The organism is Pseudomonas sp. SLBN-26 (assembly GCF_006715895.1).
Lineage (GTDB): Bacteria > Pseudomonadota > Gammaproteobacteria > Pseudomonadales > Pseudomonadaceae > Metapseudomonas > Metapseudomonas otitidis.
In genome coordinates, this window is record NZ_VFOB01000001.1 from 4,842,094 (window position 1) to 4,864,791 (window position 22,698).

Consider the following 22,698-nt stretch of genomic DNA (forward strand, 5'->3'; position numbering starts at 1 on the left):
CTCACTGCGCCGCGCACAGTTCGCTGATCATCCGCAGCCGGCGCTTGGGCTCGGCGACGAAGGGGTTGCGGGTGTCCCAGGCGTAGCCGGCGAGGATCGAGCAGATCATCCCGCGGATCTCCGGCGAGCCGCCCTGGTAGAAGATCACGTCCTGGAAGGTGCCCTCGTACCAGCCCTCCACATAGGCGCGGAAGGCGTCCACGCCCTTCTTCAGCGGCGTGGCGAAGTCGCTTTCCCAGTCCACCGGCTCGCCGTTCAACTGACGGTCCAGCAGGTTCGCCGCCATGCTCGACGAGCGCATGGCGATGGTCACGCCGGAGGAGAACACCGGGTCGAGGAACTCGGCGGCGTTGCCCAGCAGGGCGAAGCCCGGGCCGTGCAGGGTCTTCACGTTGGCCGAGTAGCCGCCCAGGGCGCGGGCCGGGGTGTCCCACACGGCATTGGCCAGCAGGCGGCGCAGGTTCGGCGTCTCGGCGACGAAGGCCTTCAGGCAGGCGTCCAGGTCCTCCGGGCGGTTGGCGAAGTGGCTGCTTTCACCGACCACGCCCAGGGAGCAGCGGCCGTTGCTGAAGGGGATCAGCCAGAACCACACGTCGCGGTACTCGGGGTGGATGGTGATGAGGATCTTCTCGCGGTCGAAGGCCGGGTCGTCGATGCGGTCCTCGATGTGGGTGAACACCGCCTGGCGCACCGGGAAGCTGGACGGCGCCTCCAGGTCCAGCAGGCGCGGCAGCACCCGGCCGTAGCCGCTGCCGTCGAGCACGAAGGCGGTTTCCACCTGGTACTGGCTGCCGTCCAGGCGCTGCACGGTCAGGCGCGGGCAGTCGCTGGATAAGTCGGCGGCGATGATCTCCTCCTCGTAGCGGATCTCCACGCCCTGGCGTGCCGCCTCATCGGCCAGCAACTGGTCGAAGGGCGCCCGCTGCACCTGGAAGGTGCTGCCCTTGCCGGGGGTGAATTTCTCCCGGAAGTCGAAGTCGGTGTAGCGCTCGCCCCAGGCGAAGGCCGCGCCGTGCTTGACCTGGAAGCCGGCGGCCATCACCGCGTCGAGCATCCCCGCTTCCTCGACGAAGTCCAGGCAGTGGGACAGCAGGCTCTCGCCGATGGAGAAGCGCGGGAAGCGCTGGCGCTCGAGGATCAGCACGTCGTGGCCCTTGCGCTTGAGCAGGGCGGCGGCGATGGCGCCGGAGGGGCCGGCACCGATCACCACCACCTGGCGTTGCTGGACTTCAATGGACTTCATGGGGACTCCTTTCCGAAACGGTAGAGGGAACGGCCCGGGCGCGTTGGGTCAGGGCCGGCAACAGGGTGGCGATCAGTCCCATCAGCATCAGCGCGAAGTACAGCTGCGCGCTGATGATCTGCTGCTGGAACAGGAGGTTGAGGAAGACGATCTCGGTCAGCCCGCGGGTATTGAGCAGCACGCTCTGGCGCCATTTCGCCGGGCTCGCGGCCAGGCGGCCCTCGGCCCAGGACAGCCCCAGCCAGTTGCCCGCCAGCTTGCTCAGCACCGGCAGCACCAGCAGCGCACTGAACTGCACCCAGGAATAGCCCTGCCAGGCCGTGTGCCAGTCGATCTGCAGCAGGCCGTAGGCGAGGATCAGCGGCACCGCCAGCCACACCTGCAGGGCGTGGAACACCGCCACCGGCAGCGGCAGGCGGAAGGGCACGCGCAGCGCCGCCATCACCAGCAGGTAGGCGATGCCGAACACCAGGGCATTGAGCTTGAGCTGTTGCAGGGTCAGCAGCAGGGCGAAGAAGGCCAGGCTGTAGACCAGCGGCGCGCGCACCCGCACCAGATACAGCGCCAGCGGCAGCAGCGCGGCCAGCAGCGGCCAGAGCAGGGTGGTGGGCGCGGCGCTGCCCTGGGCCAGGCCGAACAGGCACCAGCACATCAGGTCCATCAGGATCGCCGCCTGCAGCAGGCGGCGGATGGTCGGCTCCGGGTAGCCCAGGTGGCGCAGGTAGAGGAACAGCACCGGGATCGCGGTGAGGGCGAACAGCAGCCCCACCGCCACGTTCGACAGCCCGCTCGCCGTCGGCAACAGCCAGGTGGCGCAGGCCAGGCCGCAGAAGAACGGCACGAAGAAGCTCGGCAGCGCGATCTTCACGCTGGCCGCCTCCAGGCGCAGGTCGATCACGTCGCTGAGGATGTGCCCCAGCAGCAGGGTAAAGGCCAACCCGTACAGCGGCTTGAGCCAGGGCGCGGCGAGCACCTGGGCGTTGTCCAGGCCCACCGGCGTGGCCAGCCAGAGCATCACCAGGGGCAGGCCGAAGCTGGCCAGCAGCAACTGGCTGACGATGGGGATCAGCCCCAGCAGGCGACCCACCCGGGTGAACAGGGCGAACAGCCCCAGCAGGCCGATCCAGAACAGCACCAGAGTCATGCCGGCAGCTCCTGGCCGCGGGGCACGTCCGCCTGGGCCCAGGGCGCCAGCAGGAAGCAGAAGAACAGCCCGAGGCTGATGGTCAGGCCGAAATTGGCGATGGCCGGGGTCTGGCTGAGCAGCAGCAGGCCGAACGACAGCCAGCTGGTCAGGCCCGACAGCAGCGTGCCCAGCAGGCTCACCGCTGCGCCGCCCACCGCCTCGCGCATGAGGATCGCGTAGTCCACGCCGATGGCCGTCACCAGCAGCAGCCCGAACAGGCTGAACAGCGTCAGCGGCTGGCCCAGCCAGCCGAGGCAGGCCAGGGACGCCAGCGCCGCCAGCAGCGGCAGCGCCACCACCCGCAGCGCGCCGCCGAGGCCGAAGGGCAGGCACAGCAACAGCAGGATCACCGCACAGGAGGCCAGTTTCAGCTCGGCCGCGCTGACCTGGGTGGCGGCGAACAGCCGGTTCAGCTCACCGATGCGGTCCACCGCCTGCACGCCCTCCAGCCCGGCCGCGGCCTGCTCCAGCAGCGCCGGGGAGGCCGCGCCTTGCAGGCTGACGATGCCGGCCACCCGGCCCTGGGCATCACGCCCCAGCCAGAGCGGGCGCCAGGCCTCGCCCAGGGGGCCGGCCAGGGCCGCCTCCAGGGACAGCGGCGGGGTGTTCAGCAGGCGCGCGCGCTCGGCCTCCAGGGCGTCCAGCGGCAGGCCCAGGTCCAGCAGCGGCTGCCAATGGGTGGGCAGGGCCTCCAGGGCCTGGTGCAGGGCCGCCAGGCGGCTGGGCGGTGCCGCCAGCTGGCTGAGGGCGCGGTAGCCCTGCAACTGGCCGTCGGCCACCGCCCGGTCCAGGCGCTCGGTGAGGGCGGCCTGGCGTTCCAGCAACTGGGCCTCGTCGGTGGCGCGCACCAGGAAGAACTGGCTGGTGGGCTGCAGGCCGGTGAGGCGGGCGATCTCGCGGGCTTCGTCCAGCAGCTGCGGCTCGGCGCCGAGCCACTGGCGCAGGTCGTTCTGCGGGCGCACCTGCCACACCCCGGCGGCGCAGAAGGCCAGCAGGGCCAGCAGCCAGGGCAGGCTGCCGGTGCGCGCCAGCAGCGCCGTGCGGCGGGCCAGCAGGCCCTCGGCCAGGCGCAGCGGCGCCGTCGGCGGGGCCAGGCGCAGGCCGCCGAGCAGGGCCGGCAGCAGGCACACCGAGCAGAGGTAGGCGGCCACCAGCCCGGCGGCGGAGAACACCGCGATCTGGGTCAGCGCCGGGAAGGGGGTGAAGGCCAGGGCCAGGTAGCCCACCAGGTTGGTGCCCAGGCTCAGGCTGAGGCCGGGCAGGGTGGCGCGCACCGCGTCCCAGGCGCGCCAGCGCGGGTCGCTCCAGCCCTTGCTGAGGTAGTGCAGCGGGTAGTCGGCGGCGACCCCGGTGAGGCTGGCGCCGAGCACCAGGGTCAGCGCGTTGATCTCGCCGAACACCAGCACGCAGGCGGTGCAGCCCGCGCCCAGGGCCAGGGCCACCGGCAGCAGGCTGAGCAGGGTGCGCGGGCGGCGGAACACCACCAGCATCAGCAACAGCGTGCCGAGGCTGGCGCCGCCGCCGATCAGTGCGATCTCGCGGCTGGCCTTGGCCTGGCCGGCGGCTGCGTGCAGCAGCCCGCTGGCGGCCAGCAACCGGCCACCCTCGGCTTCCACCTGCTGGCGGGCCTGGGCCACCTGCCCGGCCAGCCAGGGCGGGGTCTGCATGTCGAAGGCGCCGTCACGGGTGCGCAGCCGCAGCAGCGCCCAGGTGGTGTCGCCGTCCTTCACCAGCAGCGCGCCGCTGGCCAGGTCGGCCCGCACCCGCCCGGCGGGCACCAGGGCCTGCTGGCCGAGGCCGGCCAGGCCCAGCCAGTCGTCCTCGGTGGCCACCAGGCCGGTGCTGGCGAAGGGGTCGAAGAGGCGTTCGGCGCGGGCGGCGACGAAGGCCTCCGGCTGCTGTTCCAGGCGCGTGCGGTCCGCAGCACCGAGCAGCGCCAGGCGGCTGTCCAGCAGTTGCCGGCGCACGGCCGGCAGGTCGGCCTCCAGGCTCCACTGGGCGCGCTCGATGTGCGGGTCGTTCTGCCAGCCCTGGCCCAGGCGCCGGGCCAGGTCGATGGCGCGCGCCGCGTCGGGGTGGCCCACCAGCAGCAGGACTTCGCGGTTGAGCGGTTCCTGCATGCGCTGCTCGGCCTGGCGCACCAGCGCATCCCCGGCGCCCTGGGGCAGCAGCGCGAGCATGTCGGCGGCCACCGGCGGGCCGTTGCGCCACTGCCAGGCGGCCAGCGCCAGCAGGCCCGCCAGGGCCAGCAGGAACAGGCGCGGCAGCAGGCGCTCAGCGCGCAAGGTCGGCGGCCTCGTCGGCGGTCAGGGTGTCGGCGGCCTGGCTGGCCGGCAGGCGCAGCAGGGTGCGGTCGCCCTGGGTTTCCACCAGCTCGATGCGCTCCACCAGGGCGCCCCCTTCGATGCGGATGGCGCTGAAGATCTGTTGCAGCAGCAGGGCGCGCGGCGCCAGGTGCAGGGTCCAGTGCTGGCTGTCGCCCTCCAGCGTCAGCGCGAAGTCACGCTCCAGGCCGCTGCGGTCGCCCTTGAGCACGGCGAGGAACAGCCGGCTCTGCTGGGCGGCGACGTCCTGGCCGGGCTGGGCCTGCCACTGGCCGTCCACGCGCCGGGCGATGCCCTGGTCGCTGATGCGGTAGTCCTGGCGCAGGGGCTTTTCCAGGCGCCAGAGCAGGCCGCCTTCGCGGGCCAGGGTGAACTGGCCGGTGCTGGTCAGGGGTTGCGGCAGGGCGCGCAGGTGCTTCTCCTGCACGAAGGGCCCGCGCACCACCGCCGGGGCGGCGAGGCGCTGGGCCAGCTGGTCGAGGTCGAAGGCCTGGGCAAGGCCGCTGGCCAGCAGCGCCGGCACCAGCAGCAGGGCCCGCAGCCAGGGCGCGCGGATCATGGCAGGGCGCGCTCCACGGCATCGGTGAACACCTTGGGCGAGGCCAGCTGCATCTCGCGGCTGGCGATCTCCACCGCCACCTGCACGCTGCTGGCGCGGGTCATGCGTTCGCCGGTCTCGGCGTCGGTGATCAGGTAGTTGATCTTCAGGCGGTTCTCCCACTCCACCAGGTCCGCCCGCACGCGGATGCGCTGGCCGAAGCGCGCGCCGCGCACGTAGCGCAGCTGCAGGTCGATGATCGGCCAGGCGTAGCCGGCGTCGCGCATGTGCCCGTAGTTGTGGCCGATGCGGTCCAGCAGGGCGCAGCGGGCCACCTCCAGGTACTTCACGTAGTGGCCGTGCCAGACCACTTCCATCATGTCCACGTCGAAGAACGGCACGAGGATCTCCACCTCGGCCTGGATCACCCCGGCGCTACGCATAGAGCCTCCAGTGGCGGGCGCGGATGCGCTCCAGGCACAGGCGCAGTTCGCCTTCCAGGGCGCGGTCCTCGATCACCGGCGGGAAGTCCCCGGCCAGTTGGCGGTGCATGGCGGCCAGGGGCGCGGGCAGGTCACGCTCGCCGGCACGCTGGCGCAGCCATACGCCCTGGTTGGCGGCCAGCAGGGTGGCGGCGGCCACCTGCTCGGTCAGTTCCAGGCTGCGCAGGGCGTCGCGGGCGGCGATGGTGCCCATGCTCACCTTGTCCTGGTTGTGGCATTCGGTGGAGCGCGAGAAGACGCTGGCCGGCAGCGTGTTCTTCAGCGCCTCGGCGGTCCAGGCGCTGGCGCCGATCTGCACGGCCTTGAAGCCGTGGTTGATCATCGCCGTGGCCTGGGGCGCGCCGGAGAGGTTGCTCGGCAGGCCGTGGTTGTAGCGCACGTCCACCAGCAGGGCGAGCTGGCGGTCCAGCAGGTCGGCGACGTTGCCCACCAGGTTCTTCAGGCTGTCCATGGCGAAGGCGATGTGGCCGCCGTAGAAGTGCCCGCCGTGCAGCACGCGCTCGGCCTCGGCGTCGATCAGCGGGTTGTCGTTGGCGCTGTTCAGCTCGGTTTCGATGAACTGCCGCAGCAGGCCCAGGCTGTCGGCCAGCACGCCCAGCACATGGGGCGCGCAGCGCAGCGAGTAGCGGTCCTGCAGGCGGTGCAGCGGCGCGGTCGGTGCGTCGATAGCCAGGTCCTGGCGCAGCCAGGCGGCCACCTGCATCTGCCCCGGGTGCGGCTTGGCGGCGAACAGGCGTTCGTCGAAGTGCTCGGGGTTGCCCTCCAGCGCCACCACGTTGAGCGCGGTGATGCGGGTGGCCAGTTGCAGCAGGTAGTCGGCACGGGCGTAGGCCAGGCAGGCCAGGGCGGTCATCACGGCGGTGCCGTTCATCAGCGCCAGGGCTTCCTTGGGGCGCAGCACCAGCGGCTCCCAGCCCAGCTCGGCGTGCACCTCGGCGGCGCTGCGGCGCTGGCCCTGGTAGACCACCTCGCGCTGGCCGGAGAGGGTGGCGGCCACGTAGGAGAGCGGGGTGAGGTCGCCGCTGGCGCCCACCGAGCCTTCCTCCGGGATCACCGGCAGCACGTCGTGTTCGAGGAACGCCTGCAGGCGCTCCAGCAGCTCCACGCGCACGCCGGAAACCCCGTGGCACAGCGACTGCAGGCGCGCCGCCAGCACCGCGCGGGTGGCGGCCTCGTCCAGCACCTTGCCCAGGCCGCAGCCGTGGAAGGTGAACAGGTGGCGCGGCAGGGCTTCCACCTGCTCCAGCGGCACGGCCACCACGCAGGAGTCGCCGTAGCCGGTGGTGACGCCGTAGATCACGCCTTCCTTGTCCAGCAGGGTGTCGAGGAAGCGCGCGCCCTTGGCGATGCGCTCGCGCCAGGCGGCGTCGCCCTGCAGCAGGGCGGGGGCGCGGCGCTGGGACAGGGCCACGACGTGCTCGATGGACAGCGGCTGTTCGCCGAACACCACCGGTTCAGGCTGTTGTGTCGTCATGTTCGTTCCAGAACGGATAGAAGTTGAACCATTGCAGCGGTGCCAGCAGGCACAGCTCGCCCAGGCGTTGGGCATAGCGGGCCACCCAGGCCTCGATCACCGCGTCACGCTCGCCCCGGCGCCACTGCACCTGCTCGGCGAAGGGTTCGAGGTGGACCTGGTAGCGCCCGCCGATCTTCAGGCAGGTCATCAGGTTGAGCGGGCACTTGAGCAGCCCGGCCAGCAGCCAGGGCCCCTGGGGGAAGGCCGCGGGACGACCGAGGAAGTCGACCCGGACGTTGCGACCGCCGTGCAGCGGCACGCGGTCGCCGGCAATCGCCAGCCACTCGCCGCGCTCCAGGCGTTCGCTCAATTGGAGCATGACCGCCGGGTCCAGCTCGCTGACCTGGATCAGCCGCAGGTGCGTGGCCCCGGCTTCGCCCAGCAGGCGGTTGAACTGTTCGGCATGGCGGGTGTGCACCAGCACGTTCATGGTCACCTGCTCGCTCAGCTCGGCCAGCGCGCGGCACACCTCCAGGTTGCCCAGGTGGGCGCCCACCAGCATCTGCCCGCGTGTGCTGCGCATGTGTTGGTGCAGGCCGCTGGGGTCGTGCAGGTCCACCTGGTCCAGGCCGATGCGCCCGCCCCAGATGTCCAGCTTGTCCAGGAGGGCATCGGCGAAGGCCATGAACTGGGCGAACACCGAGCCGAGGCTGGGCGCCAGCTCCGGGCGGCCGCTCCAGTCGGCCAGGCGCTGCTGGTAGTAGCGCGCCGCGCGGCGGGCCTTGCCGCCGAAGAGGAAGAAGTACAGGACGATCAGGTGCAGCAGCGGGCTGAGCACCCGCCGCCCGAGGCGCCGCGCGATCAGCGCGGTGAACTTCATCAGCAGGAAGCTGCCGCGCTCGCGCTGGTCGGCCCAGTGCTCGCGGCTCATCCCCGGCACCTGCGCCAGAGGATCAGCGGCGCGCGCAGCAACATGCCGAAGAACAGCTTGGCGTGCATCTTCGAGATCAGCGCGTTGTCGTGGAACAGGCGGAAGTGCGAGAGCCCGTCCAGCGGGTAGTGCACCTTGGTCGGCAGCCAGTGCATGGGCTGGTTGCGCCAGGCCAGGCGCACGAGGACCTCCGGGTCGAAGTCCATGCGCTTGCCGAGGCGGGTGGTCTCGGTGAGTGCCAGGGTCGGGGCCAGGGGGTAGACGCGGAAGCCGCACATGCCGTCGCGGATCGACAGCGAGAGGCTGTTGATCCACACCCACACGTGGGTCAGGTAGCGGGCGTAGAGGCGGCTCTTGGGCACGCTTTCGTCGTACTGCGGGTAGCCGCAGATCAGCTCGCCCGGGCGGGCCTGGGCGGCGGCGAGGAAGCGCTGCACGTCGGCGAGGTCGTGCTGGCCGTCGGCGTCCACCTGCAGGGCGTGGGAGAAGCCCAGCCGGCCGGCTTCGCGCAGGCCGGCCATGACGGCGCCGCCCTTGCCCTGGTTGACGGCCAGGCGCACCAGGTGGACGTCGGGCTGGGTGGCCAGCTGGTCCATCACCTGGGCGCAGGCGGGGCTGGAGGCGTCGTCCACCAGGACGCAGGGCAGGCCGTGCTGGCGCAGGGCGTCGACCACCAGGGGCAGGGCGTGCTCGTGGTTGTAGACGGGGATGACGGCGCAGGGCTTAAACATTGCGCGCTTCCCCTTGAAGTGCGTGGGTGTCTGGCTGATTGCCGTGCATGGTGGGCAGCGCCTGTTTCGCCTTGCCGGGCGAGTTTCTTTTTTCAGTCGCCAAAAAAGAAACCAAAAAGGCTTGCCCCTGCATCCGGCCCCGGCTTTGCCGGGGTGCCCTCACTCCGGCGTCGCTCCGGAGGTCGGCGCGACAGGCCATCCATGGCCTGACACGCCTCTCGCGGCATCCATGCCGCTCGTCCTCCTGCGCAACGCCTGCATTCGGCCTCCTGAAGGGGCGTTTGCCCCGCCCACCTTCTGAGCAGGGCATGAGCAGGTGTTCGCCGATCCAGAGCGGCAGGTTCATATCCACGGTTGAGAAGGCAACGCTGGTGTTAGGCATGGTCGGCCACCAGCAGGATGCGCCCGGAGGAGCAGGCGGCTTCGCCGTTGCGGAAGGCGAAGTAGAGCTTGCCCTTGTCGGTGTCGAAGCGCAGGGACAGGTGCAGGCGGTCGCCGGGGCGGACCAGTTGCTGGAACTTGAGGACTTCCATGCCGGCGAAGCGCGGGGGCAGGGTCATCACCTGGCGGGCGAGGTGCTGGGCCCAGTCGATCTGCACCACGCCGGGCAGTACGGGGGTGGCGGTGAAGTGGCCGGAGAAGTGGGCGAGGTCCAGGGGGACCTCCAGCTCCAGGCGCCATTCGCCGTCCTGTTCGTGGGCGCTGAGGGGTTCGACGCGGGTCGGGCGCGGGGCCTTGAGCTGGGCGTCCACCTGCACCTGGGGCAGTTTGCCCTGGCTGCTCCACGGCAGTTGCCGCACCAGGCGCCAGCGGCGCGGCAGGGCGATGGCTTCGCAGTGGCCGGCCAGGTGCTTGCGCAGGGTTTCGGTCAGGGCGCGGCGGCCGCCGTTGCGCAGGGCGTGCAGGCCCTGGGGCGAGAGGGCGACCAGGGCGCCGAGGAAGGCGCGGTTTTCCTGTACCACGCCCAGGCGCACTTCGGCGACGAAGGGGTGTTCGCCGAGGGCCTGTTCCAGCATGGGCAGGGAGATGCGTTTCTCTTCCAGCTTGACGATGCGGTCGAGACGGCCGAGCAGTTCGAAGCGGCCGTCGGCGTCGATGCGCACGGCGTCGGCGGTCTGCTCGCGGTGCCCCTCGGGCAGGTAGGGCGAGGTGAGGTGCAGGGCGCCGTCGGCGTCCTGGCCGACCACTACGCCGGCGAAGGGCGTCCAGCGGCTGCCGCCCTGGCGCCAGGCGATGCCGCCGGTTTCGGAGCTGCCGTAGATTTCCGTCGGCCACTGGCCGAGGCGCTGTTGCAGGGCTTCGGCGGCGTCCGCCGGCAGCGCGCCGCCGGAGGAGAACACCCGGCGCACGGCGGCCAGGGCGGGCCAGTCGAGGTTGTCGCCCATGCGTTTGAGCAGGGCGGGGCTGGCCACCCAGGCGAAGCCGGCGGGCGCGGCGGCGAGGCTGGCGCGCTGGAGGTCTTCGGCGAAGGGCTGGGCGCGGCGCACGAAGGGGCGGCCGGCGGACAGCGGCCAGAGCACGCGGAACAGCAGGCCGTAGATGTGCTGGGCGGAGACGCTGGCGACCAGGGTGGCACCGGCCAGGTCGGCGCCCCAGAGCGCTTCCAGGGCCTCTACTTCGTTGCCCAGCTGGCGCAGGGTCTTGCCGATCAGCTTGGGTTCGCCGCTGGAGCCGGAGGTGCACAGGGTCAGCCGGCAGTGCTCGGGGTCGAGGGCGGCGGCGGGCAGGGCCGGGCCGTCGAGGCCGTCGAGGCTGTCGAGCCAGAGGTCGCAGCCGTCGGCCAGGCGCCGGCGGGTCTCGGGCTGGGCGTCGGCCGGCAGCAGCACGTCGACGCCGGCACGCCAGGCGCCGAACAGGGCGATGGCCAGGTCTGCGCCGTCTTCCAGGTACAGGGCCACGCGCTGGGTGCCGCGTGCCTGCAGGGCGCCGGCCAGGGCCAGGGCGCGCTGGGCGAAGCCGGCGTGGTCAAGGGCGGGGTCGAGTGCCACCGGGCGCCCGGGGTGGGCGTCGAGCAGCAGCTCCTGTGGGACGATCCAGGTCACGCGAATCTCCGTACACGCTGGCGCACCAGCCATTCCCCGGCGAACAGCAGCCCCATCAGCAGGTAGGCGATGAGGCCGGTATAGAGCGTCCACCAGGTCAGCGGCGCCCACAGGGTGAGGGCGGCCGCCACCAGGCCGTTGAGCAGGAAGAACAGGGTCCACACCGCCGTCACGCGGCGGGTGTAGCGCACGGCCACCTCAGGCAGCTCGGGCTCGCGCAGGCGGGCCAGGCGTTCCACCACGGGCATGCCGTGCAGCAGGCTGGCGCCGAACAGGCCGAGCAGCACGGCGCTCATCAGCACCGGGTACCAGCGCAGCAGGTCGGCCTGGTTGGCCAGCCCCAGCAGCAGGCAGAAGCCCAGGGCGGCGAAGGCCGTCAGGCGGCTGCCGGGGCGCTGTGCGCTGCCCAGGCTGCGGGCCAGCCAGAGGCCGCCGAGCAGCAGGGCGAACAGGCGCGGCGAGAGGTGCTCCATGCCGTAGTACACGGCGAAGGGGTAGCCCAGCCCGGCCAGCACCAGCAGCAGCCCGACGAGCCGGCTCATTCGGCGGGGTTCACCAGGCGGTGCACGGCCTCGACCACGTCGCCCACGGTGCGCACGGCCTTGAATTCCTCGGCGGCGATCTTGCGCCCGGTCTGGCGCTTGATGTGGTCGATCAGGTCGACGGCGTCGATGCTGTCGATCTCCAGGTCTTCGTAGAGGTTGGCCTCCAGGGTGACGCGCTCGGGTTCCAGCTCGAAGAGCTCGACCAGGGCGTCGCGCAGGGTGGCGAAGATCTCATCACGGTTTTGCATCGCGGCCCCCTCAGGCGGCTTTCTGTGCCGACACGAAGGCCGCGAGGCTGGCCACGTTGGCAAAGTGTTTGCGGGTGTCCTTGGCTTCGGCGTCGATCTTGATGCCGAAGCGTTTCTGGATGGCCAGGCCCAGTTCCAGGGCGTCCACCGAGTCCAGGCCGAGGCCTTCGCCGAACAGGGTCTGCTCGTCGCCGATGTCTTGCGGGCCGATGTCTTCGAGGCCGAGGGCCTCGATGATCAGGTTCTTGATCTCAAGTTGCAGAGCGCTCATCCAGGCCGAGCTCCTTCATGAAATGGTGGTGGAGATGGTCGTTGAGGCGGCGCGAGGCGATCGGCGCCGGCCCCTGGTCGGCGAAGGCCTTGGGATCGATGTCCTGGCCGACGCGCAGATGGAAGTGGAAGCGCCGCGACGGGATGCTGTACCAGGGCTCGGCCTTGGTCAGGGTGGTGGGCGTCACGCTGATGGTCACCGGGGTGACGATGCGTGCGCCGCGCAGGGCGATGGCGGCGGCGCCCCGGTGGAACTGCGGGGCCTGCCCCGGCGTGGTGCGGGTGCCTTCGGGGAAGACGATCAGGGTCTGGCCTTCCTCCAGCACGCGGGCGGCCTCGTCGAGCATGTCCATGCTGCCGCTGTTGCTGATGTACTGGGCGGCGCGGATCGGGCCGCGCATGCAGGGGTTGTCCCAGAGGCTCTGCTTGACCACGCAGTTGGCGTCGCGGATCAGGCCGATGAGCACCACCACGTCGATCAGCGAGGGGTGGTTGGCGATGACCATCTGCCCGGGGCGGCCCAGGCGTTCGGCGCCTTCCACTTCATAGGTGAGCACGCCGCTGCGGTGCATGAACTGCACGAACAGCCAGAACAGCCGGCTGGTGGTGGCGCGGGCGCGGCGGCGGTGGTCGGTGGCGTCGCCCGGCAGCAGCGAGAGCAGGGGGAACACGAGGATGCGCAGCAGCACCCCGCCGATGCCGAACAGGGTGAAGGACAGGGCCGTGGCGATCAGGCGCCACCAGTAGGGCGCGTCGGGACGCTCGACGCTGGCCGGGGTGAGGAAGCGCTCCGGTGCGTTCATCGGGCACCTGCCGTGCGGGCGGTGGGGAGCGGGGCGCAGGGGCTCAGGGTCGGTTGCGTTGCCAGGTCCATGTACGGCTCTTCCAATGATGCTGAATACGTGGCAGGTCCAGGTGCAGGGCCCGCAGCAGGCCCAGGGCATGGGGCCAGGCGGCGGGGGTGGTCTCCGCCGGGGCGGGGGCCAGGGTCAGCGACCAGTCGTGGCCGGGCACCAGGCGCAGGGCCAGGGCGTAGGCGAACGGCACGTCGTCGACCAGGGGGCGGTAGAGGTCCGGCGGGCTCTCTTCGGTGATCACCAGCAGCACCGCCGGTGCGCCGTCGGCCAGCAGGCCGGCCGCTTCCAGCAGGGCGTGTTCCAGGCCGTCGCCTTCGGCGGCCACGGCGGTCATCTCGCTGGTGTCGCCCCGCAGGATCGACCACTGGCCGATGACCGCGTTGTGCACCGAGAGGCTGAACTGGGTGGGCGAGAGCGGCTCGCCGCGCGCCAGGTCCTGCAGCAGCGCGAGGGTGCGGGGCGTTTCCCCGTGCCGCGAGGCGAACACCATGGGCACCTGCTCGCCGTCGCTCACCAGGGGCCAGGCGACGCTCATGGCCATGCGTGCCAAGCGCGACAGGCGGCGGCGCTGCATGGCCGGGAGGAAGGCGACATCGGGCTGGGCATCGACAAGATCGGGCAGGAAAGGCTCTGCGCACCAGGCATGCCAGGCGTCCGCGGTTTCCAGGCCTGGGGCCCAGGCACGCCATTGTTCGATGCTGAAGTGAGTCACGCTGAAAGAGCTCTTCTCGGCCCCTGTCGGGCGTCCATGTCGACTGGCAATCGCTGACGGCAGAAGCCCGGTCGATGACGCCATAGCAAAGCGCCACATTATTTCAGTCCTACGGACCTATCTGCAAATTGCTGACACAAAATTCGGATGTAAGGCACAACTTCTGACGGGTGGGGAAAAGTCCTGCACGTCCCTCGCCCTTGTCATGGGCTTTGCATAGAATCCGGGGTCTATTCCAAGGGACAGGGGGTGTGAGATGCGGCGAGTGGTGTTCAACCAGAAGGGCGGCGTGGGCAAGTCCAGCATCGCCTGCAACCTGGCGGCGGTGAGTGCGGCGGAGGGTTATCGCACCCTGCTGATCGACCTGGACGCCCAGGCCAACTCCACCCACTACCTGACCGGTCTCACCGGGGAGGACATCCCCATCGGCATTGCCGACTTCTTCAAGCAGACGCTGGCCTCCAGCCCCTTCACCCGCAAGGGCAAGGTGGACATCTACGAGACGCCTTTCGACAACCTCCACGTGGTGACCGCCACCGCCGAGCTGGCGGACCTGCAGCCCAAGCTGGAGGCCAAGCACAAGATCAACAAGCTGCGCAAACTGCTGGACGAGCTGGCCGAGGACTACGACCGCATCTACCTGGATACACCGCCGGCACTGAATTTCTATACGGTTTCGGCGCTGATCGCGGCGGATCGCGTGTTGATTCCCTTCGATTGCGACAGCTTCTCGCGCAATGCCCTCTACGGCCTGCTGGCCGAGATCGAGGAGCTGAAGGAAGACCACAACGAGGATCTGGAGGTGGAGGGCATCGTGGTCAACCAGTTCCAGCCCCGTGCCACGCTGCCCCAGCAGCTGCTGGACGAGCTGGTCGCCGAGGGCCTGCCGGTGCTGCCGGTGAACCTGATGAGTTCGGTGAAGATGCGCGAGTCCCACCAGGTGTGCACGCCGCTGATCCACCTGGACCGCAGCCACAAGCTGACCCAGCAGTTCGTCGAACTGCACGACCTGCTGGACGCCTGACCTCCCACCGGGGCGCGTTGTGCGCCCCGTCTTTCCTTACTTGACGATCAGCACGTCGCACGGCGGCCGCTGCAGCAGGTGCAGTGCCTGGCTGCCGAGCAGGGCCTGGGCGACCATGCTGCGGCTGTGGCTGCCGAGGGCGACGAACTGCGGCTTGGCGGCGGCGATGCGCTCGTCCAGGGCGTGGGGCAGGGCGCCCTGGGTCACCTGCAGGTCGATGCTGGGGGTGTCCTTGACGTGGCCCAGCTCATCGGCCAGCAGGCGCTCCAGCAGGCCGCGCTGGGTGCCGACGTAGTCCCCGGCGGTGCCGGCCTTGGCCAGCAGGCGCCCGGTCAGCTCCATCACGTTCACCGCCGTCAGGCGGCCTTCCGCGCCCAGCAGCGAGCAGGCGGCGCGCAGCGCGTCGCAGGCGCACAGGGAGAAGTCCAGGGCCACCACGCCGCTGCGGTAGGGCTCGGGCTTCTCGCCCACCACCAGCAGCACGGGGATGGCCACGTGGCGGGTGACGCGCTCCAGGGTGGTGCCGATGAACAGTTCCGGTGCGTTGTGGTGGTGGTTGCCGATCACCAGCAGGTCGGCGCCGCTTTCCTCCACCTCTTCGAGAATCTGCAGGGCCGGCCGGCCCTTGCGCAGCAGCACCTGGGCGTCCAGGGCGCCGAGTTGCTCCAGGCGTTGCTGGAACAGCTTCTGGGCGCCGTCGCGCAGGTTCTCCTGCAGGGTGCTGGGCAGGTGGTCTTCAAGGACGTGCAGCAGCGTCAGGCGCGCGCCGTAGCCATGGGCCAGGGCGACGGCGCGCTGCAGGGCGAGGTCGGATTCGCGGCTCAGGTCGTGGGTGATGAGGATGTGCTTGAACATGGTGGCGGGAACCTCCTGTAAGGGCCTGTCGAAAACTACCTGCATTGACGGCCTCGCCTGCGTTTTCGGGGGCGAGGCTGGCGCTGCCGGAGTCAAGCAGGGCGCCCACCAGGGCGCTCAGGCCAAGAGGCGCCACTGTGAGGCATGGCGCCGCGCGGCAATTTGATCCACGGCAAGGGCCCCGCGCGATCAGTGGGCACGCAGCTGGTACAGCCCACGGCTCTTGGCCACCACTTCGCCGCTGGCGTCCACCAGGTCCAGTTCCAGCAGGTACTCGGCCTTGCCGGTCTCGCTGGCCTCGGCCTGGATGCGGGCGATTTCATCGGCACCGAGCCGCGCCTCCACGGTGATGTCGCCGGTGGCCGGGCGGCGGAAGCGCAGGTTCATCTCCTTGACGATGGGGTAGAAGCGCCGGGTGTCGAAGCTGGTGAGGAACAGCGCGCCGCCGGGCACCTCGGCCAAGGTGAAGAGGGCGCCGGCATAGAGGGTGCCGATGTGGTTCTGGTTACCGGCCAGCGGGGCCATCAGCTTCACGTAGCCCGGTTCCAGGGTCAGGGCCTTGAGGCCCATGCGGCTGACGAAGGCGATCTTGTCTTCGGTGAAGTGGCGGGCCATCTCTTCGTTGAATTGCATGGCGAACTCCGGCTGGACGAATGCCTGGAGCCTAGTCGCTCATGCCTACCGGGCAATGACCGGCGCGGCCAGCGGGGGTGACCGAAACGCTCAGGGGCATGGGCTCCAGCCGGGGGGGATGGGCGGCGTATGCCGGATGCTCGGGCGCAGGCTCCCGGACTGAAGTCCGGGCCACGGCTTGGCAGGGCGCTCCGTAGGATGGGCTGAGCTGTGCGAAGCCCATCATTGCCGGCGTGCGCATGGGCATCAGCCATTTCCCACGCGCTAACTGCCTTGCTGCTTCTCTGAGGTGCCCATAGCCTCTGTCGCCGGCGCCTAAGAAACGCCTTTACCAGAGCGGTCCTCCGCACCCGACAGCTATGCGGCTTTTTTGTGCTCGCGGCATAATCGCGCTCGCAAAAAACCTCTGCTCTGTCGGGAGTGGACTAATACAAGACCCGAAAGGGGAATATGTCCGGCCCGTCTCTGGTGGGTTTCTTAGCTCCCGGCACCAATCACGCCCTAAGAAGCGATCAGAGGTCATGGACATGCCCGATTCCCCCCGTCACGACGACGAAATCCTTATTCCTTCCCTGTTCACCCGTCATCGCCGCCAGCTCCGTGCGCTGTTGCTGGACGACGAGCCCTGGTTCGTCCTCAACGACCTGGCGCGGTTGATCAACCGCGTGCCGCTCGATGAGCGCGCGCCGCGCAACCTGGACCCGGACCAGCTGCAGCCCGCCTGGGTGCGCGACAGCCGTGGCGAGTACCGGCGGGAGCTGCTGGTGAGCGACTGCGGGGTCTATGCGTTGCTGATCTTCTACTACCACCCGGAGAACAGCGGCATCCGTCGCTGGATCAGCCGTGAGGTGATCCCGCGCCTGCGCGAGGCCCATCACCCGGACACCCTGCGGCCTTACCGCGATGTGGTGCAGTGGCAGACGTGCCCGCTGGAGGTGTTGCGCTGGCAGGGCAAGGCCTGGGTTCACCTGGGTGATTGCCCGGTCTTGCCCCAGGCCCGGCCCCGGGTCATCGGCTGACCGGCAGGCGCGCAACCTGCGGGGCGGGCGATGCGCCCCGTAGCCCGGACTTCAGTCCGGGGCCTGCTGCATGCCCGAACGCCCGCGATGATGGGCTTCGCACAGCTCAGCCCATCCTACGGGTGCCTGGTATGCGGTTTAGGTGATCCCTGGCTCTTGAGCCCGTAGCCCGGACTTCAGTCCGGGGCCTGCTGCATGCCTGAACGCCCGCGATGATGGGCTTCGCACAGCTCAGCCCATCCTCTACGGGTGCCTAGGCGATTCCCTGGCTCTTGAGCCAGCCCAGCAGTTGCGGCAGGGGCAGGGCGCCGCTCTGGCGGGCGATTTCGACGCCGCCCTTGAACAGGATGAGCGTGGGGATGGAGCGGATGTTGAGCTGCCCGGCCAGTTGCCGGTTGGCTTCGCTGTCCAGCTTGCCCAGGCGGCAGCGGCCCTGGAGCTGGGCGGCGGCTTGCTGGTAGGTGGGGGCGAAGGCCTTGCAGGGGCCGCACCAGTCGGCCCAGACGTCCACCAGCAACGGCAGGTCGCCGCGCAGCTGCTTGGTGAAGGTGGCTTCGCTGAGGTCGAAGGGGCTGGCCGGCAGCACGGCGGCCTTGCAGTGGCCGCAGCGGGGCGAGTCGCCCAGGCGGTTGGCGGGGATGCGGTTGAGGCCGGCGCAGTGGGCGCAGGGAATCATCAGGGGGTCGGTCATGGTCGGCTCCGGATCAGGTTTCCCTGATCTGGAGCCGACCGGCCGAATATCAAGCCCCGCGCGTCAGCCGCGCGATGCCTCCAGGGCCTGGCCGAGGTCGGCGAGGATGTCGTCGATGTGCTCGATGCCGATGGACAGGCGGACCATGTCGCGCGGTACGCCGGCCTTCTCCAGCTCTTCGTCGTTGAGCTGGCGGTGGGTGGTGGAGGCCGGGTGGCAGGCCAGGGACTTGGCGTCGCCGATGTTCACCAGGCGCACCACCAGGTTGAGGGCGTCGATGAAGCGCGCGCCGGCTTCGGCGCCACCGACGATGCCAAAGGAGAGGATCGCCGCCGGCTTGCCGTCGGTGTAGCGCTGGGCCAGTTCGTGCTCGGGGTGGTCCGGCAGGCCGGCGTATTTCACCCAGGCCACCTGGGGGTGGGCCTGGAGGAACTGGGCGACCTTCTGCGCGTTCTCGGTGTGGCGCTCCATGCGCAGGGCCAGCGTCTCCAGCCCCTGGAGGATGAGGAAGGCGTTGAACGGCGACAGGGCGGCGCCCATGTTGCGCAGCGGCACCACGCGGCAGCGGCCGATGAAGGCGGCGGGGCCGAAGGCTTCGGTGTAGGTGACGCCGTGGTAGGACGGGTCGGGGGTGTTGAGCAGCGGGAAGCGGTCCTTGTGCTCGGCCCAGGGGAATTTGCCGGAGTCGACGACGATGCCGCCGATGCTGTTTCCGTGGCCGCCGATGTACTTGGTCAGCGAGTGCACGACGATGTCGGCGCCGTGCTCGAAGGGGCGGCAGAGGATGGGCGTGGCGACGGTGTTGTCGACGATCAGCGGTACGCCGTGGCGGTGGGCGGCGGCGGCCAGGGCCGCGAGGTCGATGATGTTGCCGGCCGGGTTGCCGATGGATTCGCAGAACACGGCCTTGGTGCGCTCGTCGATCAGCGCTTCCAGGGCGGCGATGTCGTCATGGGCGGCGAAGCGCACCTGGATGCCGGAGCGCGGCAGGGTGTGGGCGAACAGGTTGTAGGTGCCGCCGTAGAGCTTGGCCACCGAGACGATGTTGTCGCCGGCCTCGGCGACGGTCTGGATGGCGTAGGTGATGGCGGCCATGCCGGAGGCCACGGCCAGGGCGCCGACGCCGCCTTCCAGCGCGGCGACGCGCTTCTCCAGCACGTCGTTGGTGGGGTTCATGATGCGGGTGTAGATGTTGCCGGCGACCTTGAGGTCGAACAGGTCGGCGCCGTGCTGGGTGTCGTCGAAGGCGTAGGAGGTGGTCTGGTAGATCGGCACGGCCACGGCCTTGGTGGTCGGGTCGGGGCTGTAGCCGGCGTGGATGGCAAGGGTTTCCGGTTTCATTGGGCCTGCGTTCCTTCAGGGTGCGATGGAGGTGCGCAGCATGAAAAACGCCGGGGCCCCGGGTCAATGACCTGAGGCAATCGGATTCGGGCGTTTTTAGACCGAAAAGCCAGGGAGTTAGATCGCCTCAGCGCAGCGCGATGTAGATGTTGAAGGCGCTGATGAGGGTGATCAGGGTGCCGACCAGGGTCAGCAGGGTGCGCGCCGGCAGCTTCTTGCACAGCAGGGCGGCGAAGGGCGCGGCGAACAGGCCGCCGAAGACCAGGCCGGCCACCATGAACCAGGTGTTCAGCTCGCCCGCCAGGAGGATGAAGGAGGTGGCGCTGGAGATGGTCAGGAAGAACTCGGCGAAGTTCACCGAGCCGATGGTGGTGCGCGGGTCGCTGCCCGAGCCCAGCAGGCTGCTGGTGACCACCGGACCCCAGCCGCCGCCACCGGCGGCGTCGACGAAGCCGCCGAACAGCGCCAGCTTGGCCACATGTTTGGGCGCGCGGCGCTGGGCGACGTGGCGGTAGGCCTTGCTGAGGATGTACAGGCCCATCAGCAGCAGGTAGGCGGAGATGAAGGGCTTGAGCACGGCGCCGTCGAAGGAGGTGATCAGCACCGCGCCGAGCACGGCGCCGATGATGCCGGGCAGCAGCAGGCGCAGGAACAGGGACTTGTTGACGTTGCCCAGCTTGACGTGGGAGATGCCGGAGAGGCCGGTGGTGAACACTTCGGCGATGTGCACGCTGGCGCTGGCCGCCGCCGGGGAGGCACCGGCAGTGAGCAGGAAGGTGGTGGCGGTGATGCCGTAGGCCATGCCCAGGGCGCCATCCACCACCTGGGCGAGGAAGCCCACGGCGACGGCGCTCCAGAAGCTGGGGCTGGTGAGGGCGCGTTCGATGATGTCGAGGCCGGTTTCGCCGCCGTGGTCACCGAAGAACAGGCGCCAGGCGAGGAAGCCGAGCAGGCTCACGAGGATCAGCACCGCGACCCACATCGCGGCGCGCAGCACCGGGTGGTTGTCGGGGTGGGTGACGAAGTCCTCGACGGGGGGGATGCCGAGCGCCTGGTGTTCGCTGTTGACCGGGCTCTGGCTGAGGTCGAGGTTGCGGATCTTCATGAGGGGTACGGCGCCTGACAGTGGGTGGTAGAACAGGCCGGAATAAGCAGGCGGCGAAGATAAGCGGCTTTGCTTAGAGAGTCTAAGAAGATTTCTGCAGGTTCTTATTCCATTTGCTTTGAAGGGGCATCGGCCACCGGGCTGTACCGGCCCATCCCTCGGCAACTGTATGCGCCGTCCGTTGCGGGCCCTGGGCTAGGCTGGGGGCCTTTTCCGGGAGGTGTGTATGAAGGTGCTGGGTGTTCTGGGCGGGATGAGCTGGGAGTCGACCCTGAGCTACTACCGGCTGCTCAACGAGGGGGTGCGTGCGCGCCTGGGTGGCCTGCATTCGGCGCCGCTGCTGGTGCATTCGGTGGACTTCGCCGGCATTGCCGCGCTGCAGGCCGGTGGCCGCTGGGACGAGGCCGGCCAGCGCCTGGCCGAGGCGGCGCAGGGGCTGGAGCGGGCCGGTGCCGGGGCGCTGTTGCTGGCCACCAACACCATGCACAAGGTGGCCCCGGCCCTGGAGGCGGCGCTGGCGATCCCGCTGCTGCACATCGGCGATGCGGTGGGCCACAGCCTGCAGGCGATGCAGGTGGACAACGTGGCCCTGCTGGGCACCCGCTTCACCATGCAGGAAGCCTTCTACCGCGAGCGCCTGGCGCAGCGCTTCGGCATCCGCGTGCAGGTGCCGGGGGCGGAGGCGATGGCCGAGGTGGACCGGGTGATCTACGGGGAGCTGTGCCAGGGCCGCTTCCTGCCGGCCTCGCGGGACTTCTACCTGGCCGAACTGGAGCGCCTGCGCGCGGCCGGCGCCCAGGCGGCGATCCTCGGCTGCACCGAGATCGGCCTGTTGCTGGAAGGCTGCGAGGCGCCGCTGCCGCTGGTGGACAGCACCGAGCGGCACGTGGCGATGGGGCTGGAGTGGTTGCTGGCGTCCTGAGCGGGGTTCAGGAGGAGCAACTGATCTCCAGGTGCTTGCCCCACTCCGGCGGGCGTTCGGCGTAGCGCTCCATGCCGGGCTGTTCGTCGAAGGGGCGGGCGAGCACGGCGTGCAACTGGCGCACTTCGCTGTAGTCCCCCTGCTCGGCGGCCTCGATGGCGCGCTGGGCCAGGTAGTTGCGCAGGATGTAGCGGGGGTTCACGGCGTGCATGCGCTGGCGCCGCTCGGCCGGTTCGCCACCGTCGCGGGCGGCGCGCTGGCAGTAGTCGGCGGCCCAGGCGTCGAAGCCGGCGAGGTCGACGAATTCGTTGCGCAGCACGGCCACGGCCTGCTCCGGCGCGTCTTCGCCGAGGCGGCGGAAGAAGCCGGTGTAGTCCACCGCGCTGGTCTGCATCAGTTGCAGCAGGCGCTGCACCCGGTCGGCGTCGTCGTCTTCGGCGCGGGTCAGGCCGAGGCGGCGGCGCATCAGGTCCAGCCAGTGGGCCTGGTACAGGGGCAGGAACAGGCCGAGGGTTTCGCGCAGTTCGTCCACCTCCACCTGGGGCGTGAGGGCCTGGGCGAGGGCGGCGAGGTTCCAGTGGGCGATGGGCACCTGGTTGCTGAAGCTGTAGCGGCCGCTGTCGTCGGAGTGGTTGCAGATGTGGTTGGCGTCGAAGTCGTCGAGGAAGGCGTAGGGGCCGAAGTCGAAGGTGATGCCGAGGATCGACATGTTGTCGGTGTTCATCACGCCGTGGCAGAAGCCGTAGGCCTGCCAGCGGGCGATGAGTTCGGCGTTGCGCTCGACGATTTCGCGGAACATCGCCGCCCAGGGGCGCTCATGGCCCTGCAGGTGGGGGAAGTGGCAGGCCAGGACGTGCTCGCCGAGGGCCTGCAGCTGCTCGTGCTGGCGGGTGTAATAGAAGTATTCGAAGTGGCCGAAGCGCACGTGGCTGGGCGCCATGCGCAGCAGGGTGGCGCCGGTCTCGCGGCGCTCGCGGTACACCGGGGTGCTGGAGCCGATCACGCACAGGGCGCGGCTGCTGGGGATGCCGAGGGCGTGCAGGTGTTCGCTGGCGAGGAATTCGCGGATGGAGCTGCGCAGCACGGCGCGGCCGTCGCCCATGCGCGAGTAGGGCGTCTGCCCGGCGCCCTTGAGGTGCAGGTCCCAGTGCTCGCCGGCCTGGTTGACCACTTCGCCCAGCAGCAGGCCGCGACCGTCGCCGAGGCGCGGGTTGTAGGCGCCGAACTGGTGCCCGGAATAGACCATGGCGCGGGGCGCGGCGTCGGCCCAGAGGCGGTGCCCGCCGAACAGTTCGGCGAACAGCGGGCTGTCGGCTTCGGCCGGGTCCAGGTCCAGCAGGGCCAGGGCGGCGGGGCTGGCCACCACCAGACGCGGGTCGTCCAGCGGGTCGGGCAGCACGTCGGTGGAGAAGGCGTCGCCGAGGCGGGCGAAGCGGTTGTCGAACTGCAGGGCGTCGAGATTTTTCATGGCGGCAGCTTGTCACGGCCCGGAGGCGGGGGAAACCCGTGGGGACCGACGGTC

23 protein-coding genes are annotated in these 22,698 nt (G+C 70.0%); 3 read left to right on the plus strand and 20 right to left on the minus strand.

The features are described 5' to 3' along the window. Nucleotide 1: 1 nt before the first annotated feature. The 14 genes from FBY21_RS22430 to FBY21_RS22495 form a co-directional block, all read right to left on the minus strand. Entirely contained in the window at nucleotides 2-1,243 is a 1,242-nt protein-coding gene (locus tag FBY21_RS22430; RefSeq protein ID WP_142013745.1) for an NAD(P)/FAD-dependent oxidoreductase, read from the minus strand. Beyond that, nucleotides 1,230-2,387 (minus strand): sodium:proton antiporter, encoded by a 1,158-nt coding sequence (locus FBY21_RS22435; RefSeq protein WP_142013747.1) that lies wholly within the window; start codon nucleotides 2,385-2,387, stop codon nucleotides 1,230-1,232. The genes FBY21_RS22430 and FBY21_RS22435 overlap by 14 nt, the downstream gene beginning before the upstream one ends. Beyond that, the gene (locus tag FBY21_RS22440) at nucleotides 2,384-4,714 is read right to left on the minus strand and encodes an MMPL family transporter (protein ID WP_142013749.1); all 2,331 of its coding nucleotides are present in this window, start codon (nucleotides 4,712-4,714) and stop codon (nucleotides 2,384-2,386) included. Before FBY21_RS22440 ends, FBY21_RS22435 begins: the two co-directional genes overlap by 4 nt. Then, entirely contained in the window at nucleotides 4,704-5,312 is a 609-nt protein-coding gene (locus tag FBY21_RS22445; RefSeq protein WP_074974123.1) for an outer membrane lipoprotein carrier protein LolA, read from the minus strand. Before FBY21_RS22445 ends, FBY21_RS22440 begins: the two co-directional genes overlap by 11 nt. Further along, a complete protein-coding gene (locus FBY21_RS22450) occupies nucleotides 5,309-5,734 on the minus strand; it encodes an acyl-CoA thioesterase (RefSeq protein WP_044406790.1) in 426 nt (141 codons plus the stop codon). Before FBY21_RS22450 ends, FBY21_RS22445 begins: the two co-directional genes overlap by 4 nt. Further along, entirely contained in the window at nucleotides 5,727-7,268 is a 1,542-nt protein-coding gene (gene hutH / locus FBY21_RS22455; protein WP_074974122.1) for a histidine ammonia-lyase, read from the minus strand. The genes FBY21_RS22450 and hutH overlap by 8 nt, the downstream gene beginning before the upstream one ends. Beyond that, nucleotides 7,249-8,181, minus strand: a complete 933-nt coding sequence (locus FBY21_RS22460) for a glycosyl transferase (protein WP_044406796.1) — start codon at nucleotides 8,179-8,181, stop codon at nucleotides 7,249-7,251. The genes hutH and FBY21_RS22460 overlap by 20 nt, the downstream gene beginning before the upstream one ends. After that, nucleotides 8,178-8,912, minus strand: a complete 735-nt coding sequence (locus FBY21_RS22465) for a glycosyltransferase family 2 protein (protein ID WP_044406798.1) — start codon at nucleotides 8,910-8,912, stop codon at nucleotides 8,178-8,180. The genes FBY21_RS22460 and FBY21_RS22465 overlap by 4 nt, the downstream gene beginning before the upstream one ends. Nucleotides 8,913-9,286: 374 nt before the next feature. Continuing rightward, nucleotides 9,287-10,954 carry an AMP-binding protein gene (locus tag FBY21_RS22470; RefSeq protein ID WP_142013751.1) on the minus strand — a complete coding sequence of 556 codons (1,668 nt, stop codon included), beginning with the start codon at nucleotides 10,952-10,954 and terminating at the stop codon, nucleotides 9,287-9,289. After that, nucleotides 10,951-11,496 (minus strand): hypothetical protein, encoded by a 546-nt coding sequence (locus tag FBY21_RS22475; protein WP_107330500.1) that lies wholly within the window; start codon nucleotides 11,494-11,496, stop codon nucleotides 10,951-10,953. Before FBY21_RS22475 ends, FBY21_RS22470 begins: the two co-directional genes overlap by 4 nt. Beyond that, nucleotides 11,493-11,747, minus strand: a complete 255-nt coding sequence (locus FBY21_RS22480) for an acyl carrier protein (protein ID WP_074974116.1) — start codon at nucleotides 11,745-11,747, stop codon at nucleotides 11,493-11,495. Before FBY21_RS22480 ends, FBY21_RS22475 begins: the two co-directional genes overlap by 4 nt. A 10-nt stretch (nucleotides 11,748-11,757) precedes the next feature. Then, nucleotides 11,758-12,018, minus strand: a complete 261-nt coding sequence (locus tag FBY21_RS22485) for a phosphopantetheine-binding protein (protein ID WP_044406810.1) — start codon at nucleotides 12,016-12,018, stop codon at nucleotides 11,758-11,760. After that, nucleotides 11,999-12,820 (minus strand): lysophospholipid acyltransferase family protein, encoded by an 822-nt coding sequence (locus tag FBY21_RS22490; RefSeq protein WP_164707400.1) that lies wholly within the window; start codon nucleotides 12,818-12,820, stop codon nucleotides 11,999-12,001. The genes FBY21_RS22485 and FBY21_RS22490 overlap by 20 nt, the downstream gene beginning before the upstream one ends. 43 nt (nucleotides 12,821-12,863) lie before the next feature. Next, complete coding sequence (locus tag FBY21_RS22495; protein ID WP_142013753.1) at nucleotides 12,864-13,586, minus strand: beta-ketoacyl synthase chain length factor; 723 nt, start codon at nucleotides 13,584-13,586, stop codon at nucleotides 12,864-12,866. 256 nt (nucleotides 13,587-13,842) lie between these two features. Between FBY21_RS22495 and FBY21_RS22500 the strand changes: the two genes are divergently transcribed. After that, entirely contained in the window at nucleotides 13,843-14,610 is a 768-nt protein-coding gene (locus tag FBY21_RS22500; protein WP_044400610.1) for a ParA family protein, read from the plus strand. Between the two features lie 36 nt (nucleotides 14,611-14,646). Here FBY21_RS22500 and FBY21_RS22505 read toward each other — a convergent pair whose 3' ends face one another. Both FBY21_RS22505 and FBY21_RS22510 read right to left on the minus strand, forming a co-directional pair. Beyond that, nucleotides 14,647-15,465 carry a universal stress protein gene (locus FBY21_RS22505; RefSeq protein WP_044400613.1) on the minus strand — a complete coding sequence of 273 codons (819 nt, stop codon included), beginning with the start codon at nucleotides 15,463-15,465 and terminating at the stop codon, nucleotides 14,647-14,649. A gap of 189 nt (nucleotides 15,466-15,654) precedes the next feature. After that, the gene (locus FBY21_RS22510; protein WP_044400616.1) at nucleotides 15,655-16,098 is read right to left on the minus strand and encodes a YiiD C-terminal domain-containing protein; all 444 of its coding nucleotides are present in this window, start codon (nucleotides 16,096-16,098) and stop codon (nucleotides 15,655-15,657) included. A 527-nt stretch (nucleotides 16,099-16,625) separates the two neighbouring features. On the opposite strand from FBY21_RS22510, the gene FBY21_RS22515 reads away from it, so the two are divergent. Continuing rightward, nucleotides 16,626-17,117, plus strand: a complete 492-nt coding sequence (locus FBY21_RS22515) for a Bro-N domain-containing protein (protein ID WP_253543764.1) — start codon at nucleotides 16,626-16,628, stop codon at nucleotides 17,115-17,117. A gap of 253 nt (nucleotides 17,118-17,370) precedes the next feature. On the opposite strand, the gene trxC is transcribed toward FBY21_RS22515, so the two are convergent. The 3 genes from trxC to FBY21_RS22530 all read right to left on the minus strand — a co-directional run bounded on the left by trxC (nucleotide 17,371) and on the right by FBY21_RS22530 (nucleotide 20,254). Next, complete coding sequence (gene trxC, locus FBY21_RS22520; RefSeq protein WP_142013757.1) at nucleotides 17,371-17,808, minus strand: thioredoxin TrxC; 438 nt, start codon at nucleotides 17,806-17,808, stop codon at nucleotides 17,371-17,373. 63 nt (nucleotides 17,809-17,871) lie between these two features. Continuing rightward, nucleotides 17,872-19,149: a bifunctional O-acetylhomoserine aminocarboxypropyltransferase/cysteine synthase gene (locus FBY21_RS22525; protein ID WP_142013759.1), complete on the minus strand. Its 1,278-nt coding sequence runs from the start codon at nucleotides 19,147-19,149 to the stop codon at nucleotides 17,872-17,874. Between the two features lie 127 nt (nucleotides 19,150-19,276). Further along, a complete protein-coding gene (locus FBY21_RS22530) occupies nucleotides 19,277-20,254 on the minus strand; it encodes a sulfite exporter TauE/SafE family protein (RefSeq protein ID WP_044400627.1) in 978 nt (325 codons plus the stop codon). A 226-nt stretch (nucleotides 20,255-20,480) separates the two neighbouring features. Here FBY21_RS22530 and FBY21_RS22535 point away from each other — a divergent pair, with 226 nt between their 5' ends. Continuing rightward, nucleotides 20,481-21,176: an aspartate/glutamate racemase family protein gene (locus tag FBY21_RS22535; RefSeq protein WP_142013761.1), complete on the plus strand. Its 696-nt coding sequence runs from the start codon at nucleotides 20,481-20,483 to the stop codon at nucleotides 21,174-21,176. Between the two features lie 7 nt (nucleotides 21,177-21,183). On the opposite strand, the gene selO is transcribed toward FBY21_RS22535, so the two are convergent. Then, on the minus strand, nucleotides 21,184-22,644 hold the full coding sequence (selO, locus tag FBY21_RS22540; protein WP_074974103.1) for a protein adenylyltransferase SelO: 1,461 nt from the start codon (nucleotides 22,642-22,644) through the stop codon (nucleotides 21,184-21,186). Between the last annotated feature and the right edge of the window lie 54 nt (nucleotides 22,645-22,698).

Bases quoted from the DNA above. Each gene is read 5' to 3' on its own strand.
- FBY21_RS22430 (WP_142013745.1), bottom strand. From the start codon at position 1,243: ATGAAGTCCATTGAAGTCCAGCAACGCCAGGTGGTGGTGATCGGTGCC.
- FBY21_RS22435 (WP_142013747.1), bottom strand. From the start codon at position 2,387: ATGACTCTGGTGCTGTTCTGGATCGGCCTGCTGGGGCTGTTCGCCCTG.
- FBY21_RS22445 (WP_074974123.1), bottom strand. From the start codon at position 5,312: ATGATCCGCGCGCCCTGGCTGCGGGCCCTGCTGCTGGTGCCGGCGCTG.
- FBY21_RS22450 (WP_044406790.1), bottom strand. From the start codon at position 5,734: ATGCGTAGCGCCGGGGTGATCCAGGCCGAGGTGGAGATCCTCGTGCCG.
- hutH (WP_074974122.1), bottom strand. From the start codon at position 7,268: ATGACGACACAACAGCCTGAACCGGTGGTGTTCGGCGAACAGCCGCTG.
- FBY21_RS22460 (WP_044406796.1), bottom strand. From the start codon at position 8,181: ATGAGCCGCGAGCACTGGGCCGACCAGCGCGAGCGCGGCAGCTTCCTG.
- FBY21_RS22465 (WP_044406798.1), bottom strand. From the start codon at position 8,912: ATGTTTAAGCCCTGCGCCGTCATCCCCGTCTACAACCACGAGCACGCC.
- FBY21_RS22475 (WP_107330500.1), bottom strand. From the start codon at position 11,496: ATGAGCCGGCTCGTCGGGCTGCTGCTGGTGCTGGCCGGGCTGGGCTAC.
- FBY21_RS22480 (WP_074974116.1), bottom strand. From the start codon at position 11,747: ATGCAAAACCGTGATGAGATCTTCGCCACCCTGCGCGACGCCCTGGTC.
- FBY21_RS22485 (WP_044406810.1), bottom strand. From the start codon at position 12,018: ATGAGCGCTCTGCAACTTGAGATCAAGAACCTGATCATCGAGGCCCTC.
- FBY21_RS22490 (WP_164707400.1), bottom strand. From the start codon at position 12,820: ATGAACGCACCGGAGCGCTTCCTCACCCCGGCCAGCGTCGAGCGTCCC.
- FBY21_RS22500 (WP_044400610.1), top strand. From the start codon at position 13,843: ATGCGGCGAGTGGTGTTCAACCAGAAGGGCGGCGTGGGCAAGTCCAGC.
- FBY21_RS22505 (WP_044400613.1), bottom strand. From the start codon at position 15,465: ATGTTCAAGCACATCCTCATCACCCACGACCTGAGCCGCGAATCCGAC.
- FBY21_RS22510 (WP_044400616.1), bottom strand. From the start codon at position 16,098: ATGCAATTCAACGAAGAGATGGCCCGCCACTTCACCGAAGACAAGATC.
- FBY21_RS22515 (WP_253543764.1), top strand. From the start codon at position 16,626: ATGCCCGATTCCCCCCGTCACGACGACGAAATCCTTATTCCTTCCCTG.
- trxC (WP_142013757.1), bottom strand. From the start codon at position 17,808: ATGACCGACCCCCTGATGATTCCCTGCGCCCACTGCGCCGGCCTCAAC.
- FBY21_RS22525 (WP_142013759.1), bottom strand. From the start codon at position 19,149: ATGAAACCGGAAACCCTTGCCATCCACGCCGGCTACAGCCCCGACCCG.
- FBY21_RS22530 (WP_044400627.1), bottom strand. From the start codon at position 20,254: ATGAAGATCCGCAACCTCGACCTCAGCCAGAGCCCGGTCAACAGCGAA.
- FBY21_RS22535 (WP_142013761.1), top strand. From the start codon at position 20,481: ATGAAGGTGCTGGGTGTTCTGGGCGGGATGAGCTGGGAGTCGACCCTG.
- selO (WP_074974103.1), bottom strand. From the start codon at position 22,644: ATGAAAAATCTCGACGCCCTGCAGTTCGACAACCGCTTCGCCCGCCTC.